The sequence below is a fragment of the Andreesenia angusta genome, from assembly GCF_001855385.1.
Classification (GTDB): Bacteria; Bacillota; Clostridia; order Tissierellales; family Gottschalkiaceae; genus Andreesenia; species Andreesenia angusta.
Genome location: NZ_MKIE01000012.1, coordinates 38,806 through 48,476 on the forward strand (window position 1 = coordinate 38,806; position 9,671 = coordinate 48,476).

At 56.5% G+C, this 9,671-nt stretch carries 12 protein-coding genes; all 12 read right to left on the reverse strand.

Translation table 11 applies throughout. The annotated features are described in order from the left end of the window. Window positions 1-5: 5 nt before the first annotated feature. Genes EUAN_RS10580 through EUAN_RS10635 form a run of 12 tightly spaced genes read right to left on the reverse strand, consistent with a single transcriptional unit; the run spans window position 6 to window position 9,510 of the window. Window positions 6-725, reverse strand: a complete 720-nt coding sequence (locus tag EUAN_RS10580) for a phage tail protein (RefSeq protein ID WP_001297108.1) — start codon at window positions 723-725, stop codon at window positions 6-8. Window positions 726-753: 28 nt separating this feature from the next. Continuing rightward, window positions 754-1,149, reverse strand: a complete 396-nt coding sequence (locus EUAN_RS10585) for a phage minor tail U family protein (protein WP_000683105.1) — start codon at window positions 1,147-1,149, stop codon at window positions 754-756. Next, complete coding sequence (locus EUAN_RS10590; RefSeq protein WP_000975070.1) at window positions 1,146-1,724, reverse strand: phage tail protein; 579 nt, start codon at window positions 1,722-1,724, stop codon at window positions 1,146-1,148. Before EUAN_RS10590 ends, EUAN_RS10585 begins: the two co-directional genes overlap by 4 nt. Before the next feature lie 11 nt (window positions 1,725-1,735). After that, window positions 1,736-2,089 carry a head-tail joining protein gene (locus EUAN_RS10595; RefSeq protein ID WP_000752979.1) on the reverse strand — a complete coding sequence of 118 codons (354 nt, stop codon included), beginning with the start codon at window positions 2,087-2,089 and terminating at the stop codon, window positions 1,736-1,738. Window positions 2,090-2,100: 11 nt separating this feature from the next. Then, complete coding sequence (locus EUAN_RS10600) at window positions 2,101-2,499, reverse strand: DNA-packaging protein FI (protein ID WP_000158919.1); 399 nt, start codon at window positions 2,497-2,499, stop codon at window positions 2,101-2,103. 41 nt (window positions 2,500-2,540) lie between these two features. Next, window positions 2,541-3,566, reverse strand: a complete 1,026-nt coding sequence (locus tag EUAN_RS10605; RefSeq protein ID WP_000063280.1) for a major capsid protein — start codon at window positions 3,564-3,566, stop codon at window positions 2,541-2,543. A 55-nt stretch (window positions 3,567-3,621) separates the two neighbouring features. Then, complete coding sequence (locus EUAN_RS10610) at window positions 3,622-3,954, reverse strand: head decoration protein (RefSeq protein WP_001297109.1); 333 nt, start codon at window positions 3,952-3,954, stop codon at window positions 3,622-3,624. A gap of 9 nt (window positions 3,955-3,963) precedes the next feature. Then, the gene (locus EUAN_RS10615) at window positions 3,964-5,283 is read right to left on the reverse strand and encodes a S49 family peptidase (protein ID WP_000123343.1); all 1,320 of its coding nucleotides are present in this window, start codon (window positions 5,281-5,283) and stop codon (window positions 3,964-3,966) included. After that, window positions 5,264-6,865, reverse strand: coding sequence for a phage portal protein (locus EUAN_RS10620; protein ID WP_001359455.1), 1,602 nt, complete (start codon window positions 6,863-6,865; stop codon window positions 5,264-5,266). Before EUAN_RS10620 ends, EUAN_RS10615 begins: the two co-directional genes overlap by 20 nt. Further along, window positions 6,862-7,068 (reverse strand): phage head-tail joining protein, encoded by a 207-nt coding sequence (locus EUAN_RS10625; RefSeq protein ID WP_000198149.1) that lies wholly within the window; start codon window positions 7,066-7,068, stop codon window positions 6,862-6,864. The genes EUAN_RS10620 and EUAN_RS10625 overlap by 4 nt, the downstream gene beginning before the upstream one ends. After that, window positions 7,065-8,990: a phage terminase large subunit family protein gene (locus EUAN_RS10630; RefSeq protein ID WP_001027292.1), complete on the reverse strand. Its 1,926-nt coding sequence runs from the start codon at window positions 8,988-8,990 to the stop codon at window positions 7,065-7,067. The genes EUAN_RS10625 and EUAN_RS10630 overlap by 4 nt, the downstream gene beginning before the upstream one ends. Continuing rightward, the gene (locus EUAN_RS10635; RefSeq protein WP_000453580.1) at window positions 8,965-9,510 is read right to left on the reverse strand and encodes a DNA-packaging protein; all 546 of its coding nucleotides are present in this window, start codon (window positions 9,508-9,510) and stop codon (window positions 8,965-8,967) included. Before EUAN_RS10635 ends, EUAN_RS10630 begins: the two co-directional genes overlap by 26 nt. Between the last annotated feature and the right edge of the window lie 161 nt (window positions 9,511-9,671).

Consider the following 9,671-nt stretch of genomic DNA (forward strand, 5'->3'; position numbering starts at 1 on the left):
CCGGATTAACTGGCGGTGACGGTAATTTCTGCAACCGCAGCAAACTCACCATTACCGGATACAACCGGAATGTTGACCTTGCCTGCAGCAACGCCGTTCACGGTGATGGTCATACCACTGACCGACACGGTGGCTTTTGTTTTATCCGCAGACACCGCACGAAAGCTCTTGTCGGTTACGCCCTCCGGCTGGAAGGCCACGGTCAGCGTGGTGCTCTGCCCTTTCACCACCGAGGTGCTGGCAGGCGTCACGGTCATGCCGGTTGCCGCTGTTACCGTGCTGCGATCTTCTGCCATCGACGGACGTCCCACATTGGTGACTTTCACCGTGCGGGTGATCACTTCCTTCGCCGTCACCGCCTTACCGATACTGCTGACCCAGCCACGGAACACATCGACCGTGCCGTTCGGGAAGCGGATTTTATAGGCACGGGTATCGCCTTCATTAAACCACGCCAGCAGCGCCTGCTGCCCCTGCTCTCCGGGCATCCACGCCAGCGTGAAGCTGGTATCTCCGGCAGATTTCTGCCCCTGCCCGGTCGCAGTCCAGTCTGCATCTTCATCATCGAGATAGCTGTCGTCATAGGACTCAGCGGTCAGTTCGCCGGGCGTCAGGTCTTTAACTTTTGCCAGACGCGACCAGTCAACGTCTGAAAGCGGATTCGCGTAAGGGTCACCGCTCCCCTTATAAACCCACAGGGTGGTCCCGGCACCTTTCACCGGCATTGTAGGATTTGGTACAGGCATAGCGTCCTCACATTTCATAGGTAATGACATAAGTCAGATCGGCTGAACTCCACAAGCCCGCATCATCGTCGCGCCGGTAGTCATAGCCGCTGGCCACCATACTGGTGATCAAATCTGACAGTGCCGGGATATCGCTCATCACCGGATAAATCCGGGACTCCATCCACGCATCCAGCTCTGAATCCGGCACCTGAGCAGGCAGGAAAACTTCGATATGCAGCTCCGCCTGCCAGGTATCGCTGTCCAGCTCTTCGCCCGTGTATTCAGCGCCGGTGAGATAAACGGCAACTGCCGGAAAATCCGCCTCATCAAAAACAGCGGGGCGACCATCAAAAAACGTCGCCCCGGTGTCATGCTTCTCCAGTGCATCCAGTACGGCTGCACGGAGTTCAGTATGTTTCATCGCTTTATTACCATCCTCAGTTGATGCTGCAGCGCATAGCCCAGCTCTTTCGGAAGACGTTCACGCCGTATCCGCTCAATATTTTGTTTAAACGCCGTGGTCAGCGGCACCGCCATCGGGATTTTCACCACATCAATGGGGTAACGGTTTTTCCCAGCCACACGCTGCATGACATGCCACCGGCCATTTTTCAGTTGCTGAATAAACGCGCCGGGAATACGACGGTTACCCACCACAAGCACGCTGCCGCCACCTTTCAGGGATGAACGCTGCCCCTTTTTACGACGCCTGCGGCGCGAAAGGACAACCCGCGCATTACCCAGCTTGATTACGGGCAAATCCCCCCGGTTAACTTTGATTCTGGCCTGCGGATTTTTGACCGTGGCCCTTTTCAGCCTGGCCCTTTCCTTTACCAGTTTCCGGCGTACCTTTGTCTCACGGGCAACCTGTGACGCCGACTGCGATATCGCGGATGAAGCAACGCGGTTAATGGCCATTGCGGCGGCACCAGGCACCGCCGTTTTGCTGATACGGCTGAGGTTTTCAACGGCCTGCTCAAGACCTTTTATGGCCATACATCCCCCTTTCAGCGGCGACGGTTAACGGCAGGCGGTACGCCCCGTCCAAGCCAGAGATGACAACTTCCGCCATCATCCGGCGAAACCCGATCTACCCAGAAATTTTCCTCACCGATGGTCAGCGTGTCTCCACGCCGCAGCTGCCGCACCTCATCAGTCCGGACAAACAGGGACGGGCTGGAGCCTTCAACGCGCACGCCCTGTCCGGCATAGCTGATATTTTCAGGGTCATCAAAAACACCACGTATCACCGCACCTGACTGCTCACCGGATGTAATGGTGGCTGACGTTCCCATGTACCCGCGTATCGTTTCATCGGCGCGGGCAATGGCAGCATCGAACAGGTTATCGAAATCAGCCACAGCGCCTCCCGTTATTGCATTCTGGCCAGGCCGCGCTCTGTCATTTCGGCTGCCACACCGGCAGAGACACGAAACGCCGTTCCCGGCAGCACAAATGCCACAGGTTCATCCCGCGTGGCGTGAAGTGCATCAGTATGCAGCTTCACCAGTGCCACGACCGTGACCAGTTCAGACGTATCCAGAATCACGGTATCCGGCTGCGCTGATCCCACCTCATTTTCATGTCCGGTCAGCACATTTTCCCGGCTGAGAGGGGTGTCCTGACCGGCAGTTTCATCCGTGTCATCAAGCTCCTCTTTCAGCTCTGCCACACGGAGCGCCAGTTCTTCTTTCGTCCCCGTCAGGCTGACATCACGGTTCAGTTGTTCACCCAGCGAGCGGAGACGGGCAATCAGTTCATCTTTCGTCATGGACTCCTCCACAGAGAAACAATGGCCCCGAAGGGCCATGATTACGCCAGTTGTACGGACACGAACTCATCAGGGTCAGCCAGCAGCATCAGCGGTGCTGACTGAATCATGGTGAACTCACGCGCCGGATCGCCGGTGGTCACCCAGTTTTTCGGGTAACGGGCAGAGGCGTTAATGCCTTCGCGCTGTGCGTCCGCATCCTGAATGCAGCCATAGGTGCGCAGACCGCGTGCCTGAGTGTTCCCCAGCACCATCGTGTTGTCCGGCAGGAAGTTCTTTTTGACGCCGTTTTCCACGTACTGTCCGGAATACACGACGATGGCCACATCGCCATACATCCCCTTATAGGACACCGCTTTGCCCAGGTCTTTCACCGCTGTCTCCAGCTCGGAATTAGAGCCACGACGGGTATCCAGCTTCTCCTTGACGGCTTTGAAGGAACGGAACAGCGCCCAGCCTTTCGGATCGAACACGATGATATTCACCACACCGCTGGCGTTCAGCGCGTAGGCTTCGATATCGTCGGTCGGGTCATACGTGGACTTGTCACGCTTGCTCCACTCCGTGCCGCCGGACTGCGTGATGTTATTCTCCTCACTGCGGCCCATATCCACCTCAACCGGATCGAAGGCTTCACCGGTCATGGTGTATTTGCCCTTAAGCACGGCAGAAACTGCCTGCATCTCTTCGACCTGAGCAATGGCCAGCTCTTCGTCACGCATGTTCTGCATGATGATGCGACGGCGGCGGTAAGCCGGGTCCGCCAGATTCTGCGGATCTTCATCCGGCAGGCGACGCAGGGTCATCTGCGGATTCACTTCATGCTTCGGCTTGACATATCCCGGCGTAAATTCAGAGGTGGAGCCGCCACGGGAACGGATAACCTCACCGGAAACAATCGGCGAAACGTACAGCGCCATGTTTACCAGTCCCGGAATTTGTGAGAGATAGACTTTCTCCGTGGTGAAGGGATAGCTCTCACGGAAAAAGAGACGCAGAAACAGCGGATCAAACTTAAATTTCTGCTCATTTGCCGCCAGCAGTTGGGCGGTTGTGTACATCGACATAAAAAAATCCCGTAAAAAAAGCCGCACAGGCGGCCTTTAGTGATGAAGGGTAAAGTTAAACGATGCTGATTGCCGTTCCGGCAAACGCGGTCCGTTTTTTCGTCTCGTCGCTGGCAGCCTCCGGCCAGAGCACATCCTCATAACGGAACGTGCCGGACTTGTAGAACGTCAGCGTGGTGCTGGTCTGGTCAGCAGCAACCGCAAGAATGCCAACGGCAGCACCGTCGGTGGTGCCATCCCACGCAACCAGCTTACGGCTGGAGGTGTCCAGCATCAGCGGGGTCATTGCAGGCGCTTTCGCACTCAATCCGCCGGGCGCGGTTGCGGTATGAGCCGGGTCACTGTTGCCCTGCGGCTGGTAATGGGTAAAGGTTTCTTTGCTCGTCATAAACATCCCTTACACTGGTGTGTTCAGCAAATCGTTAACGGCATCAGATGCCGGGTTACCTGCAGCCAGCGGTGCCGGTGCCCCCTGCATCAGACGATCCAGCGCAGTGTCACTGCGCGCCTGTGCACTCTGTGGTGCTGCGGCCAGAATGCGGCGGGCCGTTTTCACGGTCATACCGGGGGTTTCTGCCAGCACGCGTGCCTGTTCTTCGCGTCCGTGAGCCTCCTCACAGTTGAGGATCCCCATAATGCGGCTGTTTTCTGCCGCAACCGCTGCGGTGATCTGCGCGTTCACGTCCGGCTGCGCCGCGCTGGCGTTCTCGCCCTCCGTCGCTGGCACCACGTCAGTAACGTCAGCCTGCGAAGCAGTGGCTGAAACAGTTGTTGATTGAGTCTCTTTGGTCATTCGCCCTCCTGAGAGACGGGATTTACGTGCATCCAGTGCATCACGCATGACGGTGATCGCATCGGTGCTGTTAACAAGTTCATCAGCCAGTCCGGCATCAATGGCCTCCTGACCGCTGTACACTGCAGCCTCGGTATCCAGCACAACCTGCACGGACAGGCCGGTATATGCCGACACCTTCTGCGCAAACATCTGGCGGGTTGCGTCCATCCGGGACTGCAGTGTCTCCCGGACGTCATCCGGAAGATGGCTGTAGGGGTTGCCATCCACCTTATGGCTGCCGCTGTAAATCAGCGTGATTTCCACACCCTGTTTCTCCAGCGCAGCACCGTAATTACTGTGAGCCATCATGACGCCGATGGAGCCTGTCCGGGCGGTCTGCGTGACCAGACGCCGGGAGGCGGCACTGGCAAGCAACTGACCTGCACTGCAGTTCATGTCGTTGGCAAGCGCCCATACCGGTTTTATGTCACGCACACGGGCGATGATGTCAGCGCAGTCAAATGCCCCCGCCACCATCCCGCCGGGCGTGTCCATATCGAGCAGAATGCCGTCCACCATCGGATCGCTGGCAGCCTGTTGCAGACGGGCGATAATGCCGTTGTAACCGGTCATCCCCGAGTACGGCTGCAGCGCCCGCGTCCGGCTGACCAGCGTGCCGGACACCGGCAGCACGGCGATGCCGTTCATGACCTGATAACTGCGGGCCTGTCGTGGTCCGTCATCATCACCGGATAATGCCAGCGTCGCGAGTGCCTCCTGGGCAGTCAGGCTGTCGCCGGACACCGCATCCGTCAGGCTGCTGATCCCAAGCTGGCCTGCAAGCGCACAAAAGAAAACCCGCGCATAGGCGGGTTCAAGCATCAGCGGCTCATTAAAGGCCATGCTGGCAATATGCGGGAGATTACGCAGCTCTGCTGTCACTCTTCTCCTCCTCTGTTGATTGTCGCAGCCCGGATTCAAATGCTGCAGCCGCCCAGGCGGGCGGTTTAAGACCGGCTGCACGGCGCTCCATCGTTTCACGGACCTGCTGGGCAAAAATTTCCTGATAGTCGTCACCGCGTTTTGCGCACTCTTTCTCGTAGGTACTCAGTCCGGCTTCTATCAGCATCACCGCTTCCTGAACTTCTTTCAGACCATCGATGGCCATACGACCGGAGCCTATCCAGTCGCAGTTCCCCCAGGCACTGCGGGCTTCCTGAAAACTGAAGCGCGCTTTTGAAGGTAACGTCACCACGCGGCGAACGATGGCCTCTTCCAGCCAGCACAGAAACATCTGGCTCGCCTGACGGGATGCGACGAATTTTCGCCGCCCCATAAAGTACGCCCACGACTCGTTCGCACTGGCCCGTGCCGTGGAGTAGCTCATCTGGGCGTAATTCCGGGAAAGCTGCTCATACGAGACACCCAGCCCGGCAGCGATATACCGCAGCAGTGACTGCTCAAACACGGAGTAGCCGTTATCCGTATCCTGAGCCGTCTGCAGGTTCAGTGAGTCACCCGGCATCAGGTGCGGTACTTTTGCGCCTCCCAGCCGGACCGGCGCTGCGGCGTAATACGCGGCAATTTCACCAATCCAGCCGGTCAGCCTTTCCCGCTGCTCCTGACTGTTCGCGCCCAGAATAAAATCCATCGCTGACTGCGTATCCAGCTCACTCTCAATGGTGGCGGCATACATCGCCTTCACAATGGCGCTCTGCAGCTGCGTGTTCTGCAGCGTGTCGAGCATCTTCATCTGCTCCATCACGCTGTAAAACACATTTGCACCGCGAGTCTGCCCGTCCTCCACGGGTTCAAAAACGTGAATGAACGAGGCGCGCCCGCCGGGTAACTCACGGGGTATCCATGTCCATTTCTGCGGCATCCAGCCAGGATACCCGTCCTCGCTGACGTAATATCCCAGCGCCGCACCGCTGTCATTAATCTGCACACCGGCACGGCAGTTCCGGCTGTCGCCGGTATTGTTCGGGTTGCTGATGCGCTTCGGGCTGACCATCCGGAACTGTGTCCGGAAAAGCCGCGACGAACTGGTATCCCAGGTGGCCTGAACGAACAGTTCACCGTTAAAGGCGTGCATGGCCACACCTTCCCGAATCATCATGGTAAACGTGCGTTTTCGCTCAACGTCAATGCAGCAGCAGTCATCCTCGGCAAACTCTTTCCATGCCGCTTCAACCTCGCGGGAAAAGGCACGGGCTTCTTCCTCCCCGATGCCCAGATAGCGCCAGCTTGGGCGATGACTGAGCCGGAAAAAAGACCCGACGATATGATCCTGATGCAGCTGGATGGCGTTGGCGGCATAGCCGTTATTGCGTACCAGATCGTCTGCGCGGGCATTGCCACGGGTAAAGTTGGGCAACAGGGCTGCATCCACACTTTCACTCGGTGGGTTCCACGACCGCAACTGCCCTCCAAATCCGCTGCCACCGCCGTGATAACCGGCATATTCGCGCAGCGATGTCATGCCGTCCGGCCCCAGAAGGGTGGGAATGGTGGGCGTTTTCATACATAAAATCCTGCAGGTCCCCTGCGTCGCTGTGTCATGCCGGTCTGCACTTCCAGCTCTGCAATATATTTTTTCAGGTCAGACACGGAAGTGGCCGTAAACTCCACCCTTCGTCCGTCTTTCTGTACTGTTGCCACCCGTTTACCTGTCATCAGGTCATGCAGTGCCGCACGGGCAGCGGCAAGTTCTTCCTGTCGCGTCATTCATCCTCTCCGGATAAGGCACGGGCGTAATCTGCCAGTGTTTTCTTGTTGGTTGCTGCACCATCCTCTTCCTGCAGGCTCGCCAGCAGCGCACTGAGATCCAGCTGCCAGCGGGAAATACTGATGCGCAGCGCCGCCAGCGCATAAACGAAGCAGTCGAGTGCCTCATTGCGTCGCTTTTTGCTGTCCCACAGTATTTTTTTCCTGCCATCCACCCATTTTTCGACCTGCTCTTCAGCAGTCAGCTGCTGCGCTTCGGTCAGATCAAAAATATCCGGGTTATTCGGGAAGTGAACGGCACCGGGAAGCGGTTCATCCCCTTCCGGCGTCAGTGTGAAGCGGTTATAAATCTGCTCTTTCGCGGTATCCGTACCGATTTCGGTAAGGTAAACCCCGTTTTTGTTTCGCTTACGTGGCATGCTGGCCACCGGCTTTCCGTAGACGGATGCCCCTTTAATGGGGATCACCCGGAACAGCCCATGTTTTTTCGAGCGTTCATACACAATGGTCGGGTCAATCCCGCCAGTATCCCAGCAGATACGGGATATCGACATTTCTGCACCATTCCGGCGGGTATAGGTTTTATTGATGGCCTCATCCACACGCAGCAGCGTCTGTTCATCGTCGTGGCGGCCCATAATAATCTGCCGGTCAATCAGCCAGCTTTCCTCACCCGGCCCCCATCCCCATACGCGCATTTCGTAGCGGTCCAGCTGGGAGTCGATACCGGCGGTCAGGTAAGCCACACGGTCAGGAACGGGCGCTGAATAATGCTCTTTCCGCTCTGCCATCACTTCAGCATCCGGACGTTCGCCAATTTTCGCCTCCCACGTCTCACCGAGCGTGGTGTTTACGAAGGTTTTACGTTTTCCCGTATCCCCTTTCGTTTTCATCCAGTCTTTGACAATCTGCACCCAGGTGGTGAACGGGCTGTACGCTGTCCAGATGTGAAAGGTCACACTGTCAGGTGGCTCAATCTCTTCACCGGATGACGAAAACCAGAGAATGCCATCACGGGTCCAGATCCCGGTCTTTTCGCAGATATAACGGGCATCAGTAAAGTCCAGCTCCTGCTGGCGGATGACGCAGGCATTATGCTCGCAGAGATAAAACACGCTGGAGGGGTCATCCGGCGTCCATTTGAGGCCAAACGGCGTCTCTTTGTCGCCAAATTTAAGATACTGCTCCTCCCCGCAATGCGGGCAGGCAACATGAAAACGCATAAAATGCGGGGATTCACTGGCTGCACGCTCAATCTGACAGGTGCCTCTCACTTTTGGCGTGGAGCCACGGATGGACTTTGGCCAGACCGAGCCTTCAATACGCTTGTCACCCAGGAACGTCGGAGAGCCTTCCTGTTCAATATCATCATCAAAAGCAGCAAGTTCATCATAACCCGCCACATCCACCGACTTTTCACGGTAGTTTTTTGCCGCTTTACCGCCCAGGCACCAGAAGCCACGCCCATTAGTGAAACGCTTCATGGTGAGCGTGTTATCCCGGTGCTTTTTGCCATACCACGGGGCCAGCGCCAGCAGCGACGGAATATCACGAATAGTCGGCTCAACGTGGGTTTTCATAAAGTTCTCGGCATCACCATCCGTCGGCAACCAGATAAGGGTGTTGCGCTGCTTATGCTCTATAAAGTAGGCATAAACACCCAGCAGCATTTTGGAATAACCGACACGGGCAGACTTCACCACATTCACCTCACGGATGTAGTCGCTGCCCATCGCATTCATGATGGCCCGCTGAAAGGGCAGTGTTTCCCAGCGCCCTTCCTGGTATGCGGATTCTTTCGGGAGATAGTAATTAGCATCCGCCCATTCAACGGCGGTCTGTGGCTCCGGCCTGAACAGTGAGCGAAGCCCGGCGCGGACAAAATGCCGCAGCCTGTTAACCTGACTGTTCGATATATTCACTCAGCAACCCCGGTATCAGTTCATCCAGCGCGGCTGCTTTGTTCATGGCTTTGATGATATCCCGTTTCAGGAAATCAACATGTCGGTTTTCCAGTTCCGGAAAACGCCGCTGCACCGACAGGGGGAGCCCGTCGAGAATACTGGCAATTTCACCTGCGATCCGCGACAGCACGAAAGTACAGAATGCGGTTTCCACCACTTCAGCGGAGTCTCTGGCATTCTTCAGTTCCTGTGCGTCGGCCTGCGCACGCGTAAGTCGATGGCGTTCGTACTCAATAGTTCCTGGCTGGAGATCTGCCTCGCTGGCCTGCCGCAGTTCTTCAACCTCCCGGCGCAGCTTTTCGTTCTCAATTTCAGCATCCCTTTCGGCATACCATTTTATGACGGCGGCAGAGTCATAAAGCACCTCATTACCCTTGCCACCGCCTCGCAGAACGGGCATTCCCTGTTCCTGCCAGTTCTGAATGGTACGGATACTCGCACCGAAAATGTCAGCCAGCTGCTTTTTGTTGACTTCCATTGTTCATTCCACGGACAAAAACAGAGAAAGGAAACGACAGAGGCCAAAAAGCTCGCTTTCAGCACCTGTCGTTTCCTTTCTTTTCAGAGGGTATTTTAAATAAAAACATTAAGTTATGACGAAGAAGAACGGAAACGCCTTAAACCGGAAAATTTTCATAA

Excerpts from the sequence above, each read along its gene's own strand:
- EUAN_RS10605 (WP_000063280.1), bottom strand. The coding sequence starts at position 3,566 with ATGTCGATGTACACAACCGCCCAACTGCTGGCGGCAAATGAGCAGAAA.
- EUAN_RS10625 (WP_000198149.1), bottom strand. The coding sequence starts at position 7,068 with ATGACGCGACAGGAAGAACTTGCCGCTGCCCGTGCGGCACTGCATGAC.
- EUAN_RS10590 (WP_000975070.1), bottom strand. The coding sequence starts at position 1,724 with ATGGCCATAAAAGGTCTTGAGCAGGCCGTTGAAAACCTCAGCCGTATC.
- EUAN_RS10600 (WP_000158919.1), bottom strand. The coding sequence starts at position 2,499 with ATGACGAAAGATGAACTGATTGCCCGTCTCCGCTCGCTGGGTGAACAA.
- EUAN_RS10580 (WP_001297108.1), bottom strand. The coding sequence starts at position 725 with ATGCCGGTGAAAGGTGCCGGGACCACCCTGTGGGTTTATAAGGGGAGC.
- EUAN_RS10620 (WP_001359455.1), bottom strand. The coding sequence starts at position 6,865 with ATGAAAACGCCCACCATTCCCACCCTTCTGGGGCCGGACGGCATGACA.
- EUAN_RS10610 (WP_001297109.1), bottom strand. The coding sequence starts at position 3,954 with ATGACGAGCAAAGAAACCTTTACCCATTACCAGCCGCAGGGCAACAGT.
- EUAN_RS10585 (WP_000683105.1), bottom strand. The coding sequence starts at position 1,149 with ATGAAACATACTGAACTCCGTGCAGCCGTACTGGATGCACTGGAGAAG.
- EUAN_RS10635 (WP_000453580.1), bottom strand. The coding sequence starts at position 9,510 with ATGGAAGTCAACAAAAAGCAGCTGGCTGACATTTTCGGTGCGAGTATC.